At 66.3% G+C, this 24464-nt stretch carries 21 protein-coding genes; 9 read left to right on the top strand and 12 right to left on the bottom strand.

From position 1 onward, the window contains the following. Positions 1 to 996: SPFH domain-containing protein (locus ACM9LZ_RS24355; RefSeq protein ID WP_416622124.1), on the bottom strand; the 996-nt coding region annotated here is incomplete at its 3' end. Positions 997 to 1243: 247 nt separating this feature from the next. Between ACM9LZ_RS24355 and ACM9LZ_RS24350 the strand changes: the two genes are divergently transcribed. Then, positions 1244 to 1729, top strand: coding sequence for a CreA family protein (locus ACM9LZ_RS24350; RefSeq protein WP_416622123.1), 486 nt, complete (start codon positions 1244 to 1246; stop codon positions 1727 to 1729). Between the two features lie 142 nt (positions 1730 to 1871). Further along, complete coding sequence (locus ACM9LZ_RS24345) at positions 1872 to 3614, top strand: hypothetical protein (protein WP_416622122.1); 1743 nt, start codon at positions 1872 to 1874, stop codon at positions 3612 to 3614. Between the two features lie 43 nt (positions 3615 to 3657). On the opposite strand, the gene ACM9LZ_RS24340 is transcribed toward ACM9LZ_RS24345, so the two are convergent. Beyond that, positions 3658 to 4767, bottom strand: coding sequence for an AbrB family transcriptional regulator (locus ACM9LZ_RS24340; protein ID WP_416622121.1), 1110 nt, complete (start codon positions 4765 to 4767; stop codon positions 3658 to 3660). Then, positions 4764 to 5723 carry a M14 family metallopeptidase gene (locus tag ACM9LZ_RS24335; RefSeq protein ID WP_416622120.1) on the bottom strand — a complete coding sequence of 320 codons (960 nt, stop codon included), beginning with the start codon at positions 5721 to 5723 and terminating at the stop codon, positions 4764 to 4766. Before ACM9LZ_RS24335 ends, ACM9LZ_RS24340 begins: the two co-directional genes overlap by 4 nt. 184 nt (positions 5724 to 5907) lie before the next feature. Between ACM9LZ_RS24335 and ACM9LZ_RS24330 the strand changes: the two genes are divergently transcribed. After that, positions 5908 to 6768, top strand: coding sequence for an N-formylglutamate amidohydrolase (locus tag ACM9LZ_RS24330; RefSeq protein WP_416622119.1), 861 nt, complete (start codon positions 5908 to 5910; stop codon positions 6766 to 6768). A 152-nt stretch (positions 6769 to 6920) separates the two neighbouring features. On the opposite strand, the gene ACM9LZ_RS24325 is transcribed toward ACM9LZ_RS24330, so the two are convergent. Beyond that, entirely contained in the window at positions 6921 to 7694 is a 774-nt protein-coding gene (locus ACM9LZ_RS24325) for an NAD kinase (protein WP_416622118.1), read from the bottom strand. 77 nt (positions 7695 to 7771) lie between these two features. Further along, positions 7772 to 8806, bottom strand: coding sequence for a GTP 3',8-cyclase MoaA (gene moaA / locus ACM9LZ_RS24320; RefSeq protein ID WP_416622125.1), 1035 nt, complete (start codon positions 8804 to 8806; stop codon positions 7772 to 7774). A gap of 102 nt (positions 8807 to 8908) precedes the next feature. Here moaA and ACM9LZ_RS24315 point away from each other — a divergent pair, with 102 nt between their 5' ends. Continuing rightward, positions 8909 to 10909 (top strand): AsmA family protein, encoded by a 2001-nt coding sequence (locus ACM9LZ_RS24315; protein ID WP_465123049.1) that lies wholly within the window; start codon positions 8909 to 8911, stop codon positions 10907 to 10909. A gap of 66 nt (positions 10910 to 10975) precedes the next feature. Here the strand turns inward: ACM9LZ_RS24315 and ACM9LZ_RS24310 are convergent, their stop codons facing one another. Together ACM9LZ_RS24310 and carA are read right to left on the bottom strand one after the other, a co-directional pair. Further along, positions 10976 to 11980, bottom strand: coding sequence for a hypothetical protein (locus ACM9LZ_RS24310; RefSeq protein ID WP_416622116.1), 1005 nt, complete (start codon positions 11978 to 11980; stop codon positions 10976 to 10978). Positions 11981 to 11990: 10 nt separating this feature from the next. Next, on the bottom strand, positions 11991 to 13175 hold the full coding sequence (gene carA / locus ACM9LZ_RS24305) for a glutamine-hydrolyzing carbamoyl-phosphate synthase small subunit (RefSeq protein ID WP_416622115.1): 1185 nt from the start codon (positions 13173 to 13175) through the stop codon (positions 11991 to 11993). A 401-nt stretch (positions 13176 to 13576) separates the two neighbouring features. Here carA and ACM9LZ_RS24300 point away from each other — a divergent pair, with 401 nt between their 5' ends. Further along, positions 13577 to 14035 carry a GatB/YqeY domain-containing protein gene (locus ACM9LZ_RS24300; protein ID WP_416622114.1) on the top strand — a complete coding sequence of 153 codons (459 nt, stop codon included), beginning with the start codon at positions 13577 to 13579 and terminating at the stop codon, positions 14033 to 14035. Between the two features lie 93 nt (positions 14036 to 14128). Here ACM9LZ_RS24300 and ACM9LZ_RS24295 read toward each other — a convergent pair whose 3' ends face one another. Beyond that, positions 14129 to 14653: a hypothetical protein gene (locus ACM9LZ_RS24295; RefSeq protein WP_416622113.1), complete on the bottom strand. Its 525-nt coding sequence runs from the start codon at positions 14651 to 14653 to the stop codon at positions 14129 to 14131. Positions 14654 to 14859: 206 nt separating this feature from the next. Between ACM9LZ_RS24295 and dnaG the strand changes: the two genes are divergently transcribed. Both dnaG and rpoD read left to right on the top strand, forming a co-directional pair. Continuing rightward, positions 14860 to 16728 carry a DNA primase gene (gene dnaG / locus ACM9LZ_RS24290; protein WP_416622112.1) on the top strand — a complete coding sequence of 623 codons (1869 nt, stop codon included), beginning with the start codon at positions 14860 to 14862 and terminating at the stop codon, positions 16726 to 16728. A 192-nt stretch (positions 16729 to 16920) separates the two neighbouring features. Then, positions 16921 to 18873 carry an RNA polymerase sigma factor RpoD gene (gene rpoD, locus ACM9LZ_RS24285; RefSeq protein WP_416622111.1) on the top strand — a complete coding sequence of 651 codons (1953 nt, stop codon included), beginning with the start codon at positions 16921 to 16923 and terminating at the stop codon, positions 18871 to 18873. Positions 18874 to 18950: 77 nt separating this feature from the next. On the opposite strand, the gene ACM9LZ_RS24280 is transcribed toward rpoD, so the two are convergent. The 3 genes from ACM9LZ_RS24280 to wrbA form a co-directional block, all read right to left on the bottom strand. Beyond that, positions 18951 to 19379, bottom strand: a complete 429-nt coding sequence (locus tag ACM9LZ_RS24280) for a DUF423 domain-containing protein (protein ID WP_416622110.1) — start codon at positions 19377 to 19379, stop codon at positions 18951 to 18953. 227 nt (positions 19380 to 19606) lie between these two features. Next, complete coding sequence (locus tag ACM9LZ_RS24275) at positions 19607 to 20320, bottom strand: pirin family protein (RefSeq protein WP_416622109.1); 714 nt, start codon at positions 20318 to 20320, stop codon at positions 19607 to 19609. Between the two features lie 91 nt (positions 20321 to 20411). Then, positions 20412 to 21014 carry an NAD(P)H:quinone oxidoreductase gene (gene wrbA, locus ACM9LZ_RS24270; RefSeq protein ID WP_416622108.1) on the bottom strand — a complete coding sequence of 201 codons (603 nt, stop codon included), beginning with the start codon at positions 21012 to 21014 and terminating at the stop codon, positions 20412 to 20414. A gap of 155 nt (positions 21015 to 21169) precedes the next feature. Here wrbA and ACM9LZ_RS24265 point away from each other — a divergent pair, with 155 nt between their 5' ends. Both ACM9LZ_RS24265 and ACM9LZ_RS24260 read left to right on the top strand, forming a co-directional pair. After that, a complete protein-coding gene (locus ACM9LZ_RS24265; RefSeq protein WP_416622107.1) occupies positions 21170 to 22105 on the top strand; it encodes a LysR family transcriptional regulator in 936 nt (311 codons plus the stop codon). A 99-nt stretch (positions 22106 to 22204) separates the two neighbouring features. Continuing rightward, positions 22205 to 23464: a sensor histidine kinase gene (locus ACM9LZ_RS24260; RefSeq protein ID WP_416622106.1), complete on the top strand. Its 1260-nt coding sequence runs from the start codon at positions 22205 to 22207 to the stop codon at positions 23462 to 23464. Between the two features lie 16 nt (positions 23465 to 23480). Here the strand turns inward: ACM9LZ_RS24260 and ACM9LZ_RS24255 are convergent, their stop codons facing one another. Next, entirely contained in the window at positions 23481 to 24335 is an 855-nt protein-coding gene (locus tag ACM9LZ_RS24255; protein WP_416622105.1) for a class I SAM-dependent methyltransferase, read from the bottom strand. Positions 24336 to 24464 lie beyond the last annotated feature (129 nt).

Here is a 24464-nt window from a genome sequence, read left to right as displayed (position 1 = left end):
GGGGGGGGGGGGGGGGGGGGGGGGGGGGGGGGGGGGGGGGGGGGCGCGGCTTGCTGCGGATGCCGGGCCCGGCGTGCTGCCATTGCCACCCGCGAACGTCTCCCGCGCCAGTTCGGCCAGGCCCCCCAGCGATCCGATGACGCTGGTGGCCTCGATGGGCATGAACAGCACCTTCTGGTTCGGGCTGTGAGCGAACTCCTTGAAAGTGGTCAGATATTGCTGGGCCACGAAATAGTTGATGGCCTGCACATTGCCCGATGCGATGGCCTCCGACACCATGCGCGTCGCCTCCGCTTCGGCCTGGGCTTCGCGTTCGCGCGCCTCGGCATCGCGGAACGCGGCCTCGCGCCGGCCCTCGGCCTCCAGGATGGCGGCCTGTTTCTGGCCTTCGGCCTTCAGGATGGCCGATTGCCGGGCGCCTTCAGCCTCCAGGATCAGGGCGCGGCGATCACGTTCCGCCTTCATCTGGCGGGCCATGCTGTCCACCAGGTCGCGCGGCGGCTGGATGTCGCGGATCTCGATGCGCGTGACCTTGATGCCCCAGGGCTGGGTTGCATCGTCGACGACATGCAGAAGCTGTGCGTTGATGCGGTCGCGCTGGGACAGCAACTCGTCCAGGTCCATGGAGCCCATGACGGTGCGGACATTGGTCATGGTCAGGTTCAGGATGGCGAGCCGCAGGCTGTTCACCTCATAGGCCGCCCGGGCCGCGTCCAGAACCTGGAAGAACACCACGCCATCCACGGTCACCATAGCGTTGTCCTTGGTGATCACCTCCTGGCTGGGCACGTCCAGCACGGTTTCCATCATGCTCAGCTTCGAGCCGATCCGGTCGACGAAAGGTACGATGAAATGCAGGCCCGGACGCAGCGTATGGGTATAACGGCCGAACCGCTCCACCGTATATTCCTGCCCCTGTGGCACGGTCTTGATGCCGGCGAAGGCCAGCAGGATGCCGAAGACGGCCAGGACGCCGGCAAAGATGCTGATTTCCATCCAAGTCCCCCAAAACACAAAGGCTGTCGCCCGCCATGTGGCGGGGCGCCGCTGGCAACCATCGCATGGACCGCGCCCGAAGGCGAGCGCCGGCGAAGGAAATGCAACCGCCCTGTGTGTTCTCCCTGTGCGTTCGGCACGGGGACCAATTCCGCCGGACCAATTCCCGATGGGTCCAACGCATCGGGAATTGCTATGATCACGCGGTCTGCCCGTTCGCGGGTTCCCATGGTGAAGGATGTGTCCCATGTTCCGCCGTCTCGTCCCGCTTGCCCTGTCATTCGCGCTGTGCCTGCCGGCCGCCGCCCAGGAACTGGTCGGGGAGTTCAGCAACGACTGGACGGGCAACGAACTGGACATCACGGCCTTTCCCGATCCGGGTGTGAAGGGCATCACCTGTCATATCGTGGATTTCGACCGCTCGGTCTGGGATCGGCTCTCCAAGGGCAACTGGTTTGAGGACCCGTCCAACGCCTCCATTGCCTGCCGGCAGACGGGGCCGGTGGTCATCGGCGACATCAACCTGTCCAAGCGGGGGGAGGAGGTCTTCTCCGAACGCAAGAGCCTGGTATTCAAATCCATCGCCGTGCGCCGGATCTATGACAAGTCCAACGACACACTGGTTTATGTCGTCTATAGCCGGCAGGTGAAGGACGCCTCGGCCAAGATGTCGATTTCCACCGTTCCCCTGTTCGCGGCGGACCCGGTGTGGGAGAAAGGCAAACCCCGATAATGTTTCGAGATTGCCGGTTGTTTCGACATTTTCTGCACCGAAAGATTAAAGCGGCATTTATTTCCCTATCCGTTCGGATATAATTGCGGAAGCCCCAAAGGGGTTTGCATTCTCCAAAAGGGGGGCTGAGGGGAATATGTGGATGTCCAGCCTGACCGGTGGCGGCAGGGGCGCCCCCATTGGGCGCCGGTTGAATTTCGAGGTACAGACCTTCAAGGTTGACCATTGGGTCATTGAGGATTCACTGGCAACCGAGGAGGAAGCAAGGGCGCTGGCCACCAAGCTGCTGCCCAACCGCGAGGGCGTGCGCGTCGTCCGCGATTTCGCCGGTGTGCCCGGCAAGCCCGCCACCCAGACCATCCTGTTTTCGGAAATGCGGGAACAGCGCGGCAGGGTGATCCAGGTCCAGCCCGTGGATACCAGCCCCGTCTGCACGGAAACCCATGATTACCTGCAGGCAGAAAGCCGGCAGACCATCTCCAAGCTGCTGCGTCAGTATCTTGAGGAAAGGTCCCTGACCGCGTCGGAGCTGCTGTACAACGCGGCGGAGATGAAGCGCGCCGTCAATTTCGAGAATATGGTGCCGACCGCTGTGGGGCGTGTGGCCAGCATCCAGGGCAAGGTCACAGGCCAGGATGTGCGCGAACGGCGGGACCTGATCTATACCGGCCTGTCGGATTTGCGTGTCCGGGCCGAAGCGGGGCAGAAAAAGGCCGCGTTCAGCGCGCGGCAGGATGGTTTCCGCACCGCGATGGACAAGGTGGAGGCCCTGTGCGGCAGCGATGCGGCACAGGTCGATTACCTGTCCAAGATCGTCCTGTGTCGCGACATGGTGCAGATACGCACCCTGCTGGGCAAAGTCGAATGGCTGTTGGAAACGGCGGGGGAGGCCGGGGCCAACAAGCCGGCCCATATCAACATCATCGATACGCTGGTCGCCGACGCCGTCAGCTTTCCGTCGGTGCTGCAGGACCTGCTGGGACGGCAGCCCGACCTGGGGACGGCGCTGATGCGGATGCTGGATCTGCTGGAAGGCGGGTTCGAAGGCACCGACAGGGAGCAGGCTCCCCCCATCTCCAGCGTCCTCAGCCGATGGCTGGGCCTGGGCCACGCGCCGCAAAGCTGGCAGATGGTGCTGGAAGGGTTCCTGCGCAGCCTGCGCGGCACGGCGCCGCTGGCGCGCGATCCGGAACGCAACCGCCTGCATATGACGGCCATCATGGGCCGCGTCTTCTCGCCCGCCGGCCTGTTCGGTGGCAGCCGCATGGCGGACGCGCTGTCCCAGGGCTATCTGCGCTTCATCGAACAGGGCGGCGGGGAAGGGCGGCGTCTGTCCATCGACGGCATCCTGGCCATGCTGCCCACGATGCGCGACCGGGCGCTGTATCTGGCCGAACTGGCCGGCAGCGACATTGGCCAGCGGGAGATGGAAACCGTGGTGGCCCGCCTGCGGCCGCTGCTGTCCGGCGACCGCGACGTCAATCAGCTTGTGGGCGCGCAGGTGCCGCTGAAGCCCAAGATGCAGGCCATGGCCTCGCTTTACCGGACTATCGTGGAATCGGAACTGCCCGACGATGCCCGCTCCGGCGCGGCCGACCGGGTGGATGAGATGGTGGCCGGCTACATCGTCTCCGCCCGCGTGATCGAGCGGCTGGACGACCCATCCGCCATTTTGCGCATCCGTGCCATCCGGCTGATGCAGTTCGCAGCCAACGATGTGCTGTCGAGCCCCAAGGCCCGCAAGATCGTGCGCGACCAGATCGTAGGACACCTGCGCCAGCCCAATTTCGACGGCAAGTTCGTGGAGGGGCTGGACACCCCGCAGGAACAGGCCAGCGCCCTGCGCCAGTTCTATAGCCTGCTGCGCCAAGCCCAATTCATGTAACAAACGGCGATCGGCGCACCCGTCGACACTTGTTGTGCCGGTTTCAGCCGCCGATGTCCGGCGGGGTGGTCCGGCCCCGTCGTTGGGCCCAGCGTCGCCATAAATGATAGGCGGCGGGCGCGAACAGGACGATCAGGACGATGCGCACGATATGGTGGGTGGCCACGAAGGCGGCGTCCACGTGCAGCGACAGGGCCACCAGGCTCATCTCCGCCAGTCCGCCCGGCGCATAGGCCAGGATCAGCGCCGGCAGGCTGAGCCCCGTCAGCAGATGCACCCCCAATGCCATGGCCACCGTCACCGCCAGCAATGCCAGCGTCAGCCCGGCCGCCACCAGGGCGATATGGGCCACGCGGGTGATGGGGATGTTGGCGAAGCGCGCACCGATGGCCGAGCCGATCACGACCTGCGCCACCGCGACCAGCAGGCCGGGCGGCTTGGCGGCCGTCAGGCCCAGCAGATGGATCAGCGCCGACAGCAGCATGGGTCCCACCAGGATGCCGGCCGGCACGCGCAGGCGCAGCGCCACCGGCGCCCCCACGCAGCATAGCGCCATCAGCGCATAATCGCGCCAGGCCACATCCAGAACGTCGGGGCCAAGGCCCCGAAGGCTCCAGTCGCGGCCGGCCGGATCATAGCCGGGCAGGGCCTGGAAGGCGAAGGGCAGGGTCATCACCACCAGCATGATGCGCAGGCTGTGACCCAGGGCGATGGTGCGGTCATCCCCGCCCAGCGACCCGCCCATCATCACCATCTCGTTGAAGCCCCCGGGCATCGCCGTGAAATAGGCCGTCACCGGATCGTACCGCGCCACCTTCTGCAGGTAGAGGATGCCGACGCCGGCCGCCACGACGATATAGGCGAGCAGCCCCGTCAGGCTGACGGTCCATTCCCGCAGATGGCCCAGCAGAGCTGGCGAGAAGGCGCTGCCCAGCATGATGCCCAGCACCATCACCATGCCGTTGCGCAACAGGGGCGGAACACTGGTCCGCAGGCCCGCCATGGTTGCCACCGTCGTGGTCAGCATGGCGCCGATCATGAATGCCAGCGGCACATGCAGCCGGAAACAGAGATAACCGCCGGCTGTGCCCAGCAGGATGGCGGCAGCGAAGCCGCCGGGGTCCGCGTCACGCCACAGGGTCCGCAGCGTCATGACCGGAACCGTCCCAGCCGGACAGCGGTCTGTCCACGCATGGGTACGCGCGCCGGCATGATCATGACGCAGTCGTCATGGGGCGTGCGCAGCAGCCTGCCGGCATCCACGGCAAAGCCTGTCCCGGCCCGGGGAATGATGTCCATGCCCTTGAAGTCCTGAAGGAAACGGAATTGCTCGCTGCATACCGTAACGGTTTCCGTCACCTCGACAAACCGCGGAGGCGGCGGTTCGGCGGATGGCAGCCATGGGCTGAGCGCGGTGGTGGCCACCGCGCCCGTCACGGCCAGGAACCGGGCCGTGACGGCCAGGGCCGTGCGCGCGCTGGACCGGTCCTGGTGCCGGCCGCATTCGGCCAGCAGCGCCACGGGCCCGTCGGCGCCGTCGGTGAAGCGGGGATGGTCGATCAGGCGCAGGCCCCCCGCATGGCCCCCGTCCATGACGACGAAGCCGGGCATCCCGAGACGGCCGGCCAGCGCACGGCCGCGCGCGCTGCGGCCGGCCAGCATGAGGGGAATTGTGTCATGCTGCATGGAATGCAGGTCCAGCAGGAAGTCGGCCTCGGCGAACAGGGGCCAGAGCGACCGGGCGCGGCGCCGCTCGATGCTGTCTCCGCTGCCGGCCAGGATGTCCGGTGCCCAGACCCGGTTCATGTCCTCATCCATATAGCGGGACAGAACAGGGAACTGCGGGTCGAGATGGTTGAACGCCTCCACATTGGCGAAGCTGAAGGTCAGGCTGCCGCGGCATGGTCGGATGCCGGCCCGTAGCAGGGTTGCCACCGCCACGGCGCCGCACACCTCGTTGCCATGCATCAGGGCATTGACCAGCACATGCGGGCCGGGCACCGCCGCATCGAAGCGATAAACATGGTCGGTGCAATCATTGCCCGGTACCAGACCGGTGATGTCCGGCGGCCACAGGTCGCCCGGGGCCAGGGGTTCGATCCGCGCCATGCCTGTCCTTCCACCCTTCCGGTCCATGTTGCATCGCACCCAGGCCGGGGGCTGGCATGCCAATGGTGCTATCGACGCGCAGGTGCCATAAATGTATAGGTTCCAATGCAATTCGATGAAAGGGCGGTGACAGGACGGGCTCGTCCCCCCGCCCGCTTCCTGGCCGCAAGACAGGGGCTTGCCGATGAGTTTGGTGATCGACGATGTGGTCGTCCGGCATGATCCGGCCAGCCCGGTCGTACCCCTGCTGTTCGACAGCCCGCATAGCGGCACGCGCTATCCGGCCGATTTCAATTTCATATGCCCCTTTCCCCTGCTGCGGCAGGCAGAGGATACGCATGTCGATGAACTGTTCAGTCCCGTCCCGGACATGGGGGCGACGCTGCTATGTGCGCTGTTCCCCCGCAGCTATATCGATGTCAACCGCGCCCCCGACGATATCGATCCAGGCATGCTGGAGGGGACATGGCCCGGCCCCCTGAACCCGTCGGGGAAAAGTGTGGCCGGTATGGGCCTGGTCCGGCACCTGTGCCGGCCGGGCGTGCCCATGTATGATGGCCGCCTGCCCGCAACCGTGGTGCAGGACCGCCTGGAGAATTACTGGCGCCCCTATCATGAACTGCTGGCGGAATCGCTGGATGCGATCCATGCGCGTTTTGGCGCCGTCTATCATGTGAACTGCCATTCCATGCCATCCTTCGTGATCGGCCCGGACCGGCAGTCGCCCGATTTCGTGATCGGCGACCGGGATGGCACCACGTCCGAACCGGGCTTTACGCGGCTGGTCGTCGATACGTTGCGGCGGATGGGCTATGTCGTGCGGGTGAACGATCCCTATAAGGGCGTGGAACTGGTTCGCCGCTATGCTGACCCGGCGCGGGGCCGGCATTCCCTGCAGCTTGAGATCGACCGGCGCCTCTACATGAACGAAGAGACGCTGGAACCGCACGAAGGGTTCCATACGCTTCGCGCCAACCTGATGACCCTGGTCCGCGTCATGCGCGATTATGCCCTGGACCGCACGGCCCGCATCGCGGCGGAGTGATACCAGGGGCATGAATTTATGACTGATGCTCCTGGTATAGGCCGGCGACTGCCGGCCCGGCGCTTGAGGTGCCGAAAACCTTGACCATCGGTCAAGGTTTTCGGCCGCTTGTTTGAGACGGGCGGACCCGCTCAATCATCCGCCGGGGATGGTCACGGGGAGAATTGTTCCTTCAGGATACGTTCCTCCAGCGCCAGTTCGGGGTCGAACAGCAGGGTGCTGGCCACCTTGCGGTCTTCACGGATTTCCACCCGCACGACGTCGCGCACTTCCGTGAAATCCGCCACGGCGCTGACGGGGCGCTTGGACTGCTCCAGCACGTCGAACTGGATGCGTGCGGTGTGGGGCAGCAAGGCCCCGCGCCAGCGGCGCGGGCGGAAGGCGCTGATCGGTGTCAGGGCCAGGATGTCGGCGCCGAGCGGCAGGATGGGGCCGTGGGCGGACAGGTTGTAGGCCGTGCTGCCGGCCGGCGTCGATACCAGCGCACCGTCGCAGGTCAGTTCGGGCATGCGCTCGCGCCCGTCGACGCTGATGCGCAGCTTGGCCGCCTGCCGCGTTTCGCGCAGCAATGACACCTCGTTGAAGGCCAGGCCCTCCAACTCCTCCCCGGTGGTCGTCACGGCCGTCATGCGCAGCGGGTGCAGCACCACGCGCTGGGCCCGCATCAGCCGGCGGGTCAACCCATCCTCGCTGTAGGCGTTCAGCAGGAACCCGACCGAGCCGCGGTTCATGCCATAGACGGGCACGCCGCGGATCAGGTAGCGGTGCAATGTCTCCAGCAGGAAGCCGTCACCGCCCAGGGCGACAATGATCCCGGCCTCCTCCGGCGGTACGCCGCCATAGCGGACGGCCAGCCTGTCGCGGGCGGCACGGGACTCCGGCGTGTCGGCGGCAACGAAGGCAAGCGGCACGGGGGTCTGGTGCAAAGCATTGTTCCCGGTATCAGGTGGCGGCGGGACGGCACCTTACCCGAAGCGGCGGTGCGGGGCAAAGACGCACGCAATCAACCGCCCGTCACGCTCATATGGCGGCCCACGGCAGGGGCGTGCCCGCGCCCGATGATGAAATCATGGCCCTTGGGCTTGGCGCGGATGGCATCGCGGATGGCATCGTGCAGCAGCCCGTCATCGGGACTGGCGCGCAGCGGCGCCCGCAGGTCGGCCGCATCCTCCTGCCCCAGGCACATATAGAGGGTGCCTGTGCAGGTGACGCGGACACGATTGCAGCTTTCGCAGAAATTATGGGACAGCGGCGTGATGAAACCCAGCCGCCGCCCCGTTTCCCCCACCGTGACATAACGGGCGGGGCCGCCCGTGCGGTAGGTGCTGTCGATCAGGGTCCAGCGCTGTTCCAGGTCGGCGCGCAGCGCGCGCAGCGACATGAACTGTTCCTCCCGCACGGCACCGCCGCCATTGCCGTCCATGTCGCCCAGCGGCATGACCTCGATCAGGGTCAGATCGAACCCCTGCTCGCCGCACCAGGCCAGCATATGGTCGATCTCGCCGTCATTCACGCCCTTCAGTGCCACGGCATTGATCTTCACCTCCAGCCCCGCGCGCTTGGCGGCGTCCAGCCCGTCCAGCACCTGGGCTAGCCGGCCCCAGCGGGTGATGGTGGCGAAGCGGTCCGGGTCCAGCGTATCGACCGATACGTTGATGCGCCGCACGCCGGCCGCGCGCAGCCCGTCGGCGTGCCGGGCGAGCTGGCTGCCATTGGTGGTCAGCGTCAGTTCGTCCAGCGCGCCGGTGCGCAGATGCCGGCCCAGGCTGCGGATCAGTTCCATGATGTTGCGCCTGACCAGCGGCTCCCCGCCGGTCAGGCGCAGCTTGCGCGTGCCCATGGCGACAAAGGCGGAACAGAGCCGGTCCAGTTCCTCCAGCGACAGGATGTCCGCCTTGGGCAGGAAAGTCATATCCTCCGACATGCAATAGACGCAGCGGAAGTCGCACCGGTCGGTGACCGAGACGCGAACATAGGTGATCGCACGGCCGAACGGGTCGATCAGGGGGGCGGTCTGCGGTGGATCGGTCAAGGTCATAGTGCGCAGGATATAGCGGCTTTGCGCCCTTCCTCCAACCCCGACCCACACGAAAGATGCCATGTTCGGCCTTGTTTTGGGCAAGGTGGGCTGAAACACTCGATGGTAACGAGACCGAACCGTTCGCAACAAGCCGGACCCAGCATGCGCAAATTCGCCGTCACCCTTTCCGTGCTGCTGCTTCTGCTCATGGCGGCTGCCGTGGCGTTACCGTTCCTGGTGCCGGTGGGTGCCATCGTGGCACAGGTGGAACGGGAAGTGGAGGTGGCGACGGGCCGGGAGCTGACCATCGGCGGGCGTGTCGATCTCTCCTACTTCCCCTCCATCGCCGTTACGGCCGACGATGTGCAGTTCGCTGGCATCCGCCAGGGTGAGGACCTGCTGCGGGTGAAGCGGCTGGCCGTGCGCCTGCGGCTGATCCCCCTGTTGCGCGGACGCGCGGAGGTGGAGAGGTTCGTGCTGACGGAACCCTTCATCGACCTGACCGTCGATCGTCAGGGACGGCCGAACTGGAACGTCTCATTCACACGCGGCCCGTCGCCCGCTGCGGGCGACGGCACCCCCCCGGCCAATGCCGGCGGGACCGATCTGGTGGCGGATCTGTCGCTGTCGGATGTGGAAGTGGTGGATGGCCGCCTGCGCTATACCGACGCGCGCACGGGCATGGTGCGGGAGGCGACGGACGTCAACATCACCTTGTCCATGCCGGCCCTGGACGAGGCGCTGGAACTGGAAGCCGAGATGAAGCTGAACGGCACGCCGCTGGCGCTGGACGTGGTCATCGATCCGGTGCGGCCGCTGCTGGCCGGCGGCACGGCGGGTCTGGACCTGCGCCTGTCGGGTGCCGGCAGCAATCTGGCCGTCAAGGGGCAGGTGGAACGTCAGGGCGACGCACCCGTCAATCTGGCGGGTGACCTGGCGCTGAAGGTCGCATCGCTTGACGATCTGGTCCGTGCGGCGACGGGGGCGGCCCCGGCCGACCTGCCGGTGGACGACCTGTCGCTTACCGGCCGCCTGACGGGTACCTCCGTGCGGCTGGGGCTGGCCGGGTTGAAGGCCGTGGCCGGGGACCTGACCGCCGATGGGGACCTGAACATCCGTCTGGATGGCCCCCGTCCGGCGCTGGCCGGCACCTTGTCGTTGCCGCGCCTGGAACTGGATCGTTACCTGCCCGCCGACGAACCGCCGCCGGCCGCCAGCGACGGCGGTGATGCCGCCGTTCCCCCGGCCGCATCGCAGGGCTGGAGCCGGGAGGCGATCGACCTTTCCGCGATGAAGGTCTTCGATCTGGACCTGGACCTTCGTCTGGCCGGGCTGCTGTTCAAGGGGGTGGAGACGGGGCCGGCTGCCATGGGGCTGAAGCTGGCGGATGGCCGCCTGAACGCCGTGCTGGCCGACACGCCCGTGTTCGGCGGCATGCTGGGGGGGCGCCTGTCGCTGGATGTCAGCCGGCCGGCGCTCAATCTCGGTCTGGTCGCCAGGGCGCAGGGCGTGCAGGCCGAACCGCTGTTGATCCGCTTTGCCGATTTCAACCGCCTGACGGGAACGACGGACGGCACGCTGGATATCAAGGCGACGGGGGCGAACCAGCAGGAGCTGGTCGGCAGCCTGAACGGCAAGGGGGAGGTGCTGTTCCGCGACGGCGCCGTCAAGGGCATCAACCTGGCCCACATCATCCGCAGCGCCATCGGCCAGGGTGGCCAGGAGCCGCCGCAGACCGATTTCGCAGAGATGGGGGGCGCCTTCACGATCACGAACGGGACCGTGGCGACGGAGGATTTCCGCCTGCTGGCCCCGTTGCTGCGTGTGGCGGGCAAGGGCACGGTCAACCTGCCCAACCGCCGTGTGGACATGCGGCTGGGCACCCGGCTGGTGGCCAGCCTGGAAGGGCAGGGTACGGGTAACCTGGATGCCGACGGCATCAACGTTCCCGTCCGCGTGCGGGGGACGTTCGACAACCTGACCTATGCGCCAGACCTGTCGGCATCCGTGCGGGCCGCACTGCGCGACCCGGCCAAGGCCAGGGAACAGATTGAAAGACTGCGCCATTCCAAGGACGGCGCACGGTCCCTGCTGGACAGTGTGCTGGGCCGCAAGCCCTGATGGATGTCGCGCCATCCCGCTTGTGCGGCCGGTCGGGATGGTCACGGCCAGGCAGGGACGGCAGGATCAGCCCGCGTCGCCCAGCCAGCGGGATGTGACGGGTTCGAGTGAGCCGCGCCAGTCGGCGATCTCCTCGGCCACACGCTCCAGCGCCCGCTGGTCGCGGAAGCGCTTGCGGACACGGTTATTGTCCCCACGCGCCTGCATGGCGGCCAGCCGGGCAGCGACCTTGGGCTCGTTCACCACGGCCTGCCGCCACCGTTCCAGCCGGATTTCGGCCACGCAATCCACGATCGCCTGAGTTCCCGGCCGGCGGCCCAGCTTGATGGCGCCCGGTGCCAGCCGGGCGGCGGCGGCATGGGCCACATCATCGGGCATGGCAGGAAAGACGGCCTGCACAGCCTGGGCGATGCCGTCCTTCAGATCGGTGCCGCGCTGGCGGTCGTCGCGGGCGGTGCGCTTGGCGGCAACCTCCATGCGGCGGCGGCTGTGGGCCATGACCTGGTCGGACACCTCCCGCGCGTCGCTGTCCATCCAGAGAACGGGGCCATCCGCCAGCACACTGACGACGGGTGCGGGCAGGGCGGGATGCGCCTCCGCTGCCAGCAGGACCAGCCGCAGCTTCAACAGGGATTTCAGTGCGCGCTCGCGGCCGGCGTCAGCCGCCAGCCAGACATCGTGGCGCACGGGGCTGTCGCGCAACAGGCTGTCCAGCGCTTCCAGGTCCCCGCCCGTCCAGCGCCGGCCCTGCAACAGCCGTTCGGCCCGGTCGCGCAGCAGGGCGCGGCCGCCATCACGCGGATGGGGCGGGGCGACCTCTATCACCTTCCAGACCTGGTCGGCCAGCCGGGCCACGGCCCAGCCGGCATGCTGGTCGATCGGCCGGTCCGTGGGGAAGGCGCCGCAGGGCAGGTTCCAGACATTGCTGACCCGGATCAGGCCACTGGCATCCAGGAACGCCTCTGCGGCGGGAGAGCGGTTGATGACGGGCCAGCCGGCCACCAGCGTGGCAAGCCCGTCCGGCATGCTCGACGGCCGGTCCCATTCACCCAGGCGGGCGGCGCCGAGCATTGTCGTCACCTCAGTAGCGCCCTTCGATGGCATCGATGAACCGGTCGAACAGGTAATGGCTGTCCTCCGGTCCGGGACTGGCCTCGGGATGGTACTGCACGGAGAAGACGGGACGGCCGGACAGTCGGATGCCCTCGTTCGTGCCGTCGAACAGGGAGACGTGGGTCACCTCCACCTCTTCCGGCAGGCTTTCGCGCAGGACGACAAAGCCGTGATTCTGGCTGGTGATCTCCACCACGCCGGATGCCAGGTCCTTCACGGGATGGTTGGCGCCGCGATGGCCCTTCTCCATCTTGACCGTGCGGCCGCCGAGGGCCAGGGCCAGCATCTGGTGTCCCAGGCAGATGCCGAAGATCGGCTTGCCGCTTTCCACCAGCCGGGCAATGGTCGGCACGGCATATTCGCCCGTGGCCGCCGGGTCGCCGGGGCCATTCGACAGGAAGATGCCGTCGGGGTTCAGGGACAGGATCTCTTCCGCCGTGGTGGTGGCGGGAACGACGGTCACCTTGCAGCCCGACGTTGCCAGGCAGCGCAGGATATTCCGCTTGGCACCGAAATCCATGGCGACGACATGGTGCTTGGGGGCCGCCTGTGTGCCGTACCCGTCCTTCAGGTCCCAGATCGTCTCGTTCCAGCCATAGGTCTGCCGGGTGGTGACCTCGCGGGCCAGGTCCATGCCTTCCAGGCCGGGCCATTCGCGGGCGATCTTCACCAGCGCGTCGATGTCGAAAACACCGTCAGGGGCATGGGCGATGACGCCGTTGGGCGCGCCCTGGTCACGGATGCGGCGGGTCAGGCGCCTCGTGTCGATGCCGGAAAGGCCGACCAGACCGTGGCTTTTCAGCCAGGCGTCCAGATGCTGCGTGGCGCGCCAGTTTGCCGGCTCCGTGATGTCGGCCTTGATGATCAGGCCGCGCGCCACGGGGGTCACCGTCTCGATGTCTTCCGCGTTCGTCCCCACGTTCCCGATATGCGGGAAGGTGAAGGTGATGATCTGCCCGGCATAGGAGGGATCGGTCATGATCTCCTGATAGCCGGTCATGGAGGTGTTGAAGCAGACCTCCCCCACGCGATGTCCGACGGCGCCGACGCCGCGTCCCCAGAAGACCGAGCCATCGGCAAGGACGAGAACGCCGGTAGCCCCCTTGGGGGCGGGCGCGCGGCTGGGGGAACCCATCGGCGGGGTGTCGGACATGGCGGGCACCTTATGGTCAGCAGGGTGACGCCCGGCGGGCGTCATCATGATCGGGAAAACGCCGGCCTTTCCCGCCCGGGGGCGGGGCGGCCTGCCCGCGATGCGTCGCGATCCACCCCCGGTCAGCCGCCCGCGCCGCCGTTGCCGACGGAAGGGGGGGCATCCAGGTGCAGGCCGCGCCGATGCCGCGCGCCGGCCAGGGCCGGTACGGTTCTGGAGGTGAATTAGCCATTCCCGGCAGGGTGGTCAAGAAATGCGGGCGCGGCCCTGCCCCGCGCCTGCCGGGGGGCGGATGCCGCATCGCGGCGCAAGGCTGTCCGGCACCTGCTATTTACTGGCAACCCCTGATCATCTTGGCTAATGTTGCCCGCTGTTTCCTGATCAGCCCACAGAGGTATGCCATGTTGCGCCAGACGCTGACCGAAGCCCTGAAGGATGCGATGCGCGCCAAGGACAGCCGCGCCCTCGCCACCGTCCGGCTGATCATCGCGGCGCTGAAGGATCGCGATATCGCGGCCCGCGGCACGGGCAACCAGGATGGTATCGACGACGCCACCATCCTGGCCATGCTGCAGACCATGGTGAAGCAGCGCCGCGAAAGCATCACCATGTACGAACAGGGTGGCCGTACCGAACTGGCGCAGCAGGAGCGCGAGGAGATCAGCATCATCGAGCGGTTCCTGCCCAAGCAACTGGACGAGGTGGAGACGCGCGAGGCCATCGCCGCCCTGATCGCGGAGGTGGGGGCCACGGGCGTGAAGGACATGGGCAGGGTGATGGCGGAGCTGCGCGGCCGCTATGCCGGCCAGATGGACTTCACGAAGGCCAGCGCCATGGTTCGCGAGAAGCTTGTGGGCTGATCTCCGTAAACAGGCGGCAGTTGAGGGGGGCAGGTTGAGGGCGGCAGGCTGGCGGGGTGCGCCCTGCCGGCCATGCGGCTGATCGATGCATCCTCAAACCTTGATGTCGATGCCCTTCGTCGCTTCCTCCCGCGTCGCCATGCGGCCATCCATAGAGATGAAGTATTTCGCCGACTTCACCAACTGGTCCGTGTTCAGGCCCATGGCGGTCAATTCTTCCCACATGGGGGCAAAATTTTCCTGGTAGCGGTACTTGTCGGTGATGGCGTCGATCTGCTTCTGCTGGTCCGCGCTGACGAAGGGCTGATAGCCGCGCTCATTGACGGGAAGGGCCATCTGGTAGGCCAGTGGCGGATCGCCCTCCTGTCCATATTTGCGGCCATGGGTCTGTTCGAATTCCTTCTCCCGCTTGCGGATTTCATTGTGGCGCTGCGTGTCGTAGGCGTCCCGTTCCTTCTTCAGGGCTGCCATCTCGTCCTTCTGCCGGGCGGCCGTGTCCACGCGGGCGGGGCCCGTCGTCTGGTCGGGCGGGGTGGCCGGGGCGGCGGCGTTCGCGGCTGGTTTCGCCTGCAATCGTGCCAGGATGGCGGCGGGGGAAAACATGGAGCTGATGTTCATGGCGCATGCCCTTCGTCCGGGAAATTTTATTCCCGGAGGCAAGCAATCTCCGTACCGATGAAATTCGAAGCAAACAGCCTTTATCCACAGGCTGTGAATTCCGGGGCAACCTGGGGATAAATGCCTGCGCGCATGGTGTTTGCCCTGTCGCCTGGTCTATGCTCGCCGGCTATCCGCGCCCGAGACTTTAAGAGATTGCGTCCCTGATGGCCCTGCCGCCGCAATTCCTGGAAGATTTGCGTTCCCGCCTTTCCGTGTCGGAAGTGGTGATGAAGCGCATGCGCCTGATCCGCGCCGGCCGCGAGTTCAAGGCCCCGTGCCCCTTCCATAACGAGAAGACGCCCAGCTTCTACGTCAACGACCAGAAGAATTTCTTTCATTGCTTCGGGTGCGGTGCCCATGGCGACCAGATCGGGTTCGTCATGCGTTATGACAACCTGTCCTTCATGGAGGCGGTGGAGCATCTGGCCGGTGAGGTCGGGATGCAGGTGCCGAAGGCCACGCCGCAGGAGCGTGAGCATTTCGAGCGGCAGAAATCGCTGTACGACCTGGTCGAACAGGCCGCGCGGTATTACGAGCGAGAACTGTATAATCCCGCCGGCCGGCAGGCGCTGGATTATCTGCGCCGCCGCGGCCTGGATGACGAGGGGATCGCGCGGTTCCGCCTGGGCTATGCCCCGCAGGATGGCGCGCCGCTGCGCGCCCTGCTGGCCGAAGCGGGATATAGCGAGGCCGACATGGTGGAGGTGGGCCTGTTCAAGCGGCCGGAACCCGGCCGCGCCATCCGCAATTTTTTCTGGAACCGCGTCATGTTTCCCGTCACGGACCGGCGGGGGCAGGTGGTCGCGTTCGGCGGGCGCGTGCTGGAGGGGGACGGGCCCAAATATATCAATTCGGCGGAGAACCCGCTGTTTCACAAGGGTAATCTTCTCTACGGCATGTCGCGGGCCCGACAGGCGGCGGCGGATGGCCAGCGCCTGATCGTCACCGAAGGCTATATGGATGTCATCGCCTGCGTCCTGGCCGGGTTCGAGGGGGCCGTGGCGCCGCTGGGCACGGCCATGACGGAAACGCAGATTCAGGTCCTATGGAAGCTGGCACCGGAAGGCCAGCGCAATCCCGTGCTGTGCTTCGACGGTGACAATGCCGGGCGCCGGGCGGCCATGCGTGCCGTGGATCGCATCCTGCCCATCCTGCTGCCCGACACCACGGTACGCATCGCTTTCATGCCGGACAAGGAGGACCCCGACAGCCTGATCCGGTCGGGCGGCCGTGATGCCTTCCAGGCCGTGCTGGACCGTGCCCTGGCGCTGGAGGATTTCATCTGGGAACTGGTGCGCCAGGGGGAGGACGCGAAGACGGCCGACGGCCGGCTGCGGATCGAGGCCGGCATCAACCAGATGATGGACAAGGTCGCGGACAAATCGGTTGCCTACAGCTACCGTTCGGTCCTGCGGGAAAAGCTGCGCGCTGCCATCCGGGCGGCCGGGGGCGGCTTCGGCGCGGGTGCTGCCGGCAACGGCCCGGCCCGGCCGCGCCGTCTGCTGCCCGGAGAGGTGCCGGTCAGCCGCCTGTGGGACAGCCGCTTCCGCAGTGGGACCCTGCGTACCGAACCACGCCGGCGGGAACGTTACCTGCTGCTGGCCGTGCTGCATCACCCCGAGCTTTTCCAGGATGTGGGGGAGGTGCTGGGCGGTGCCGAATTCGCGGATGGGGAGTTGGAGGCCCTGCGCCAGACGCTGGTCGCATGCCTCACGGCCGAATCAGCACTTGACGCGGACGGCCTGAAGCGCCACCTGTCTGATCGCGGCTTTCAAGAGACGCTGGATAGTCTGCTGAGTGCGGACGCGCCGAAATTCGCGCAACCAGGAGCGTCCATCGAAACCGCACGGAGTGGCTGGCAGGAGGTCTGGTTAAGTTCAGAGGATGGGTTGCTTCAGCGCGAGCTGCGCGAGGCCGAAAGACGTTTCGCTGAAAGTTTCAGCGAAAGCGATCTCGGCCGCCTGCGTGCCTTGCAGCGGGAGCTGCTGATTCTCCGCGGACATGCCGACAATCTGACGGAGATGGACGGATGAATGGCACACGGCCGGCAATGCGGGCGTGCGGCGAAGCATTCGTTTGCGTAAACTGTGTCTTGGCGGACACAGTTTGGCTTCACTCACGAAAGTTATAGCCAGACCTAGTTCGAGCGGATGACCGGGCTCTTGCCCGAGTCGTCCATTTGCATTTACCGATGGCAGCCTTGAGAGTGCGGGGGCAGCGAGCGAATGGCGACGAAAACGGCGCAGACGGCGGAAGTGTCGGAGCAGCGGGAAGAGGAAGCCAATGGTCCTCTGATGGACGGTATGGCCATTGCCGTCAAAAAGATGATCGCGCGCGGCAAGGAGCGTGGGTACGTCACCTATGACGAACTGAACTCCGCCTTGCCGCCCGACAGCTCATCTTCCGAGCAGATCGAAGATACGATGGCGCTGTTGTCCGAGATGGGCATCAACGTCGTCGAGGGCGAAGAGCAGGAAGAGAGCGGCAATAGCGACGGCGAGGGCGAAGGCCGCCAGTCCGGCAACCTGGACGATGACGATATCGGCCGCACCGACGATCCCGTGCGCATGTATCTGCGCGAAATGGGGTCGGTGGAGCTGTTGTCGCGCGAGGGCGAAATCGCCATCGCCAAGCGCATCGAGGCCGGCCGTGAAATGATGATCGGCGCGATTTGTGAATCGCCGCTGACCATCCAGGCCATCATCGAATGGCACCAGGCGTTGCAGGACGGCAAGATGTTGCTGCGCGACATCATTGACCTGGACGCCTCTTACGGTGACCCGGAGACGGGCGCCCTGCCGCCGGAAGCCCTGGACGGTCCCGCCGCCGAACGCGACGAGGAAGAAGGCGAACGCGGCGAGGGCGAGGGTGAAGGCGGTGCCGGCACCGAGGGCGAGAGCGAGGAGGAGGGCAACGTCTCCCTGTCCGCCATGGAGGCCGAGCTGAAGCCCAAGGTGCTGGAGACCTTCGGCAAGATCGAGGAAACCTACGACCGCCTGCACAAGATTCAGGAGCTTCGCCTTGCATCGCTGCAACGGGGTGAGGAACTGGTCAAGGGGGCGGACAAGAAATACGAGAAGGTGAAGGCCGAATTGACCGAGCTGGTCAATTCCGTGCGCCTGAACAATGGCCGTATCGAACAGCTTGTCGAACAGCTTTACGCGCTTAACCGCAAATTGCTGGGTTTCGAGGGCCGGCTGCTGCGGCTGGCTACCGATTGCCGGGTGAAGCGCGAGGATTTCCTGCAGCATTATTACGGGTCCGAACTGGACCCGAACTGGCTGGACCGCTGCAAGAACCTGTCGAAGGCCTGGGGCCGGTTCGCCGAGCGCTCCTCCTATGAGGTGGGGCGCGTGCGTGAGGGCATCGCGGAGGTGTCGGGTCAGGCCCGCCTGCCCATCGGGGAGTTCCGCCGCATCGTCTCCACGGTGCAGAAGGGCGAGAAGGAGGCCAGCCGCGCCAAGAAGGAGATGGTGGAGGCCAACCTGCGCCTCGTCATCTCCATCGCCAAGAAGTACACGAACCGCGGCCTTCAGTTCCTGGACCTGATCCAGGAAGGCAATATCGGCCTGATGAAGGCGGTCGACAAGTTCGAGTACCGGCGCGGCTACAAGTTCTCCACCTATGCCACATGGTGGATCCGGCAGGCCATCACCCGGTCGATCGCCGACCAGGCCCGCACCATCCGCATTCCCGTGCATATGATCGAAACGATCAACAAACTGGTGCGCACCAGCCGCCAGATGCTGCACGAGATCGGGCGCGAGCCGACACCGGAGGAACTGGCCGAGCGGCTGATGATGCCGCTGGAGAAGGTCCGCAAGGTCCTGAAGATCGCCAAGGAGCCGATTTCGCTGGAGACGCCGATCGGTGATGAGGAGGATAGCCATCTGGGCGATTTCATCGAGGACAAGAGCGCCGTGCTTCCCCTCGATGCCGCCATCCAGGCGAACCTGCGCGAGACGACGACCCGTATCCTGGCCACGCTGACGGCCCGCGAGGAGCGGGTGCTGCGCATGCGCTTCGGCATCGGCATGAACACCGACCACACCCTGGAAGAGGTGGGCCAGCAGTTCAGCGTCACGCGCGAGCGTATCCGGCAGATCGAGGCCAAGGCCCTGCGCAAGCTGAAGCACCCCTCACGGTCGCGCAAACTGCGCAGCTTCCTGGATACGTAAGCCCGGGCTTGGCTCCAGTTACGAAAAAGGCCGGCGGGGCGACCCGCCGGCCTTTTTCGTGTGATACGCACCCTGCCTCAACCCGCGCCGGCACCCTGGGCACGCATGGCGGCCCAGCCTGCAAGCAACCAGCCGGCGATGAAGGACAGGCCGCCGATAGGGGCCACTGCCCCCATGGCGGACGGCCCGTACCAACCCAGCGCATAGAGGGCGCCGGGGAACAGCACGCAACCCAGCGCGAAGCACAGCCCGCTGGCCGTCAGCCAGCGGGCCTGCCGGGGCAGGCTGCGGCGCAGGGCGACAACGGCCAGGATGGCCAGGGCATGGATCATCTGATAATGGCTCGCCATTCCCCATAATGCCACGGCCCGCGCATCGCGCACGGCCCCCAGCCCGTGGCTGGCATAGGCGCCGGCGGCCACGGCCACCGCGCCGAACAGGCTGGCCAGCAGCATCAGGCGAAGGGCGACGGCATCGGGGCCGGCTGGGTCGGGTTGTGTACTCACGGTTTCGGTCATCCCTCGGCTGGATCGATGATGACAGGCTGGCACGGCCCGCCGGCGGGCGCCAGGGGCGGATGACCGCAGGGCGCGAGGCCGGACAGGAAGGAAAGGCAACAGGAAAGGAAAAAGGGCGGCGCCTGTGGGCAGACGCCGCCCTTCATGGCCGGGGCCGGCCTTCAGGGGGAGGGGGAGAGGACCGGCCCCGGTATTTCAATGCCGATCAGGCCCGGTCAGGCCGTGCGCGGCAGATCGGCCAGGATCAACTCGGCTTCTTCCAGCACCTCGATGGTCAGGACCTCTTCATCCCTGACCGCCGCGCCATCGCGGGCTTCCAGGGTCTGGCCATTGACCTTCACCTTGCCGCGGGCAGGCACCAGATAAGCCAGCCGATCACCCAATCGATGGGTCAACACCGTACCCGCCGGCAAGGTTCCACCCAAAAGTGCCGCATCCTGATGGATGAACAGCGCGCCGCTATCCTTGTCCTGATCCCGGCCCGATGCCAGAACGCGCAGCCGACCGTCGGCGTCGGTGCCCTTGGGGAACCGGGCCTGTTCCCAGCGCGGCTTCACGCCCCGCTTGTTGGGGATGATCCAGATCTGGAACAGGGTGGTTTCACCCGGCTCCCGGTTATATTCGGCATGCACGATGCCCGTGCCGGCCGACATCACCTGCACGTCACCTGCTTCCGTCCGGCCTTCGTTGCCCAGAAAGTCCTGGTGCGTGATGGCGCCCTTGCGGACATAGGTGATGATTTCCATGTCCTGATGCGGATGCGGGTCGAAGCCCGTGTTGGAATCGATGGTGTCATCGTTCCACACCCGCAACGGTCCCCAATGGACCCGCGCGGGATTGTGATAGCCGGCAAAGCTGAAGTGGAAATTGGCGCGCAGCCAGCCGTGATTGGCCTTGCCGAGGCCGTTGAAGGGGCGATGCTCGATCATGACACTTCTCCTGTTCGGCTCCCCGGGCCGCCCCGTCATGGCGACGGCGCGGGGACCATTGGTCATGGGATTGAGAATGTTGGTTGTGCGGTTACGCGGACAGCTTGGCGGCCAGCCGCGCCACATGCGCGCCCTGGAAACGGGCGCCTTCCAGCTCGTTCTCCGACGGCTGGCGCGAACCGTCGCTGCCGGCGATGGTGGTGGCGCCATAGGGGCTGCCGCCCGTCACCTCGTCCAGGCGGCCCTGACCGGCGAAGCTGTAGGGCAGGCCCGCCACGACGAAGCCGTGATGCAGCAAGGTGGTGTGGAAGGAAAGCAGGGTCGATTCCTGGCCGCCATGCTGGGTCGCTGTGGAAACGAAGACCGACCCGACCTTGCCGATCAGCGCACCCTTGGCCCACAGGCCGCCCGTCTGGTCCAGGAAGTTGCGCATCTGCGACGCCATCATGCCGAACCGGGTCGGTGTGCCGAAGATGATGGCATCATAGTCGGGCAACTCGTTCACGGTCGCCACAGGCGCCTGCTGGTCCAGCTTGATGCCGGAACGCTTGGCCACATCCTCCGGCACCAGCTCGGGCACCCGCTTGACCACGACCTCGGTGCCCGGCACGGACGCCGCACCCTCCGCGACGGCCTTGGCCATCGTTTCCACATGACCGTAGGAAGAATAGTAGAGGACCAGAACCTTGCTCATCTTTGTTCTCCGTCTTTGGTGGTGTGCGTTGCTGCTGGAATGAAAGATAGTCCGTTGCTGGGTTGCTGATAATGGTCCAATGTCGAACAGCTTTGTTGCGCATTTCGGGACAATGCGGCGGGAACAATGTGGCGGCGACATCGTGTGGGGTTGGCATGGACCGGTTGGATGATCTGCGGCTTTTCACGCTGGTCGCGGAGGGGCGCAGCTTCACCAAGGCCGCGGAAAAGCTGGGCCTGTCGAAATCCGCGGCCAGCCGCCGTATCGGGGAACTGGAAGCCCGGCTGGGCGCCCGGCTGTTCAACCGCACGACGCGCCATATCAGCCTGACACAGGTGGGCGAGGGTTTCCATGCCCGCGTCTCCCAGGCGCTGGAGGCACTGGAGGAGGCGGAACGGTCGGTGGCCAGCCAGCATGCCGCCCCGCGCGGCACGCTGAAGCTGGCGGCACCGGTATCGTTCGGTGTGGATCATTTGTCGGGCGCCATCGCCGATTTCATGCGCCTCTATCCGGAAGTGGCGGTGGATATGGACCTGTCCGACCGGTTCGTGGACCTGGTGGATGAAGGCTATGACCTGGCCGTGCGCATCGGGCGGCTGCGCGACAGTTCGCTGGTGGCGCGCCGCCTGTGCCCGGCCCGGGCCGTCATCTGCGCCAGCCCCGAATATCTGGCCCGGCGGGGCACACCGCAGGAGCCGGCCGATATCCAGTCGCATGATTGCCTGATCTACACCAATGTCCAGAACCCGGAACAATGGAGCTTCCGCGCCGCCCCGGGAGCGGAAGAAACGCGCGGACAGCGCATCACCGGCCGGCTGCGCGCCAATAATGGCGACGCGCTGCGGGAAGCCGCAAGCCAGGGGCAGGGCCTGGTCCTGCTGCCCACCTTCATTGTCGGCGATGCGTTGGCCTCGGGCCGGCTGGTGCCGGTGCTGGATGCCTGGCTGCCGCCACCGCTTGCGGTCCATGCCGTCTATCCCGCCAACCGGCACCTGAGCCCAAAGGTCCGGGCCTTCGTGGATTTCCTGGCCGGCCGGTTCGGGCCCGTGCCTTATTGGGATGCGGCCCTGACGGTGCTGAAGGGCGGCTGATGCCGGCCCCCTTCCGCTGCCGTGATCATTTCACAAATCCTTCATGGCTTTCTGGCAAGACAACGGCAGGCAAGGACGATCGGACCGAAGGAAACGGGCGTGGACCGGTACGCGGGCGGCACCCCGGCAACGGGCAGGGGGATGGTGGCGGATGATCTGGCATGGACGGCGGCCCGGCTGTGCCGGCCCGTGCCGTTCGTGCCGGCCGATACAAGATGCGGCGCCGTGGCCGAATTGTTCCAGCGCGAACCCGACCTTCCCGGCGTCATCGTGCTGGAGGGACAGGGGCGCCGGCCGCTGGCCCTGGCCGACCGGCCGACCTTTCTGCTGCATTTTTCCCAGCGTTATGGCCGTGACCTTTATGCCCGCCGGCCCGTCACGCATCTGGCCGATGCGGCCCCCCTGCTGGTGCCGGCGGATACCGGCCTGTCCGCCCTGAACAGCATGATTGCCGAACGCAAGCCCGATGCACTGCATCGCGGCTTCATCCTGGCCGATGCCGATGGTGCCGCCGTAGGCCTGGGCCTGGGCATCGACGTCATGCGCCTGACGGCGGAGGAGATGGGCCGGACCCTGGACCGGCTGCGGGCCACGCAGCGCGACCTTATTCAGGCGGAAAAGATGGCGGCGCTGGGCGGGCTGGTCGCCGGCGTGGCGCATGAGATCAATACGCCTCTGGGTGTAGCCGTCACGGCCGCCACGGCCTTTGCGCAGGACACCGACCGTTTCGCGCGGGCCTGGCGCGACGGCAGCCTGACCCGGACCGACCTGGCCGATTATGTCGCCTCCGCCACGGAGGCGATGGGTTTCGTTTCCGGCAACATCAGCCGCGCCGCCGATCTGGTCCAAAGCTTCAAGCAGGTGGCCGTGGACCAGACCACGGATCAGATCCGCCGCTTCGACCTGGGGATTTACGTGGGCGAGGTGCTGCGCAGTCTGCAGCCGCAGCTTCGCCGCCTGCCGCACCGGCTGGTCTGTGCGCTGGCGCCTGGGATGATGGTGGACAGCGCACCCGGCACCATTGCGCAGGTCATCACCAACCTGATGATGAATGCGCTGACCCATGCGTTTCCGGCCGGCACCGCCGGCACCATCCGTGTGACGCTGTCGCCATCCGCTGGCACGCCGGGCTGGGCGGAACTGTCGGTGGCCGATGATGGCGGGGGCATCGATGCGGCCACGCTGCCCCGCATCTTCGACCCGTTCTTCACCACCCGGCGGGAGGCGGGAGGCACGGGTCTGGGCCTGCACCTCGTCTACAACCTCGTCACCCAGCGCCTGGGTGGCCGTATCGATGTGGAAAGCCGGCCCGGTGCGGGTTCCTGTTTCACCATTGCCTTTCCCCGCAGGACCGGGTGAACCCAGGCCGTTGCGCTCAGGCCCTTCGCCGGGCCAGCACCACCATTTTCGGCGCACCGGTATCGAAGGGGCCGCCCTGGAAATCGCCATCGACCCGCTCCAGATCGAAACCGGCCTGACGCAGCATCAGTTCCAGTTCGAAACGGAAGACGGGTCGCCAGTGGAAGCCGTAATGCGTCCGCCTTACGGCCCCGCCGGGAACCACCTCGTCATACCAGCCATGGACATGCTGCACCTGCCGCTCGTCCAACTGGCCGACCATGGCGAATTTCGTATAGAGATTGCCGGTACGCCGGTTGCGGCGGGTATAGCTGGCATCCGGTGTGGCCGAGGCGCCCAGCGACAGCATCAGCGGATTGGCCACATCCAGCGCCAGCCAGCCACCGGGTGCCAGATGCGCACAGGCCCGCGCCAGAACATCCTGCTGCGCCTGGAAGTCGGCGATCAGCATCAGGATGTTGAACCCCATGATGATCAGGTCCTGGGCCTTTTCCGGCAGGTCCAGTTGTCTCAGGTCCCCCTCATGCACATGCAGAAGGCTGACGGTGGCCGCATCCTCCCGCTCCAGCCGCTGGCGCAGGCCCTCCAGCATGGCGGGGGAGGCGTCCACCCCCTGCACCGCGAACCCGGCACGGGCCAGCGGTACCGACAGCCGGCCTGTGCCGCAGGCCAGTTCCGTTATGCGCGGCGCCCGGCCCAGCATGGAGGCCAGGTCCCGTGCCAGCCGCAGGTAATGCGGCACGTCATGCAGGATGCCCTGACGGGCTGCGGCCATGCGCAGTGCCGGGTCGGCCTCCATCTCCTCCGGCCAGGGATAGTCGCTGTCATAATAGAGATAGCTGCCGTCGCTGCCGGGAATATCGGGGTTCATGGATGCTGCCCTGCTGGCTGAAACCATCGCAGCCTAGCCGGCCGGCCGGTCTTGCGCCAAGTCCCGGTGATCGCAACCGATCACCGGTATCTCAATCGCCGACACCCTCATCCGTGGGCTTGCGCCGAC

The organism is Niveispirillum fermenti (assembly GCF_048066175.1).
GTDB lineage: Bacteria > Pseudomonadota > Alphaproteobacteria > Azospirillales > Azospirillaceae > Niveispirillum > Niveispirillum fermenti.
This window is presented reverse-complemented; position numbering and strand designations above follow the sequence as displayed.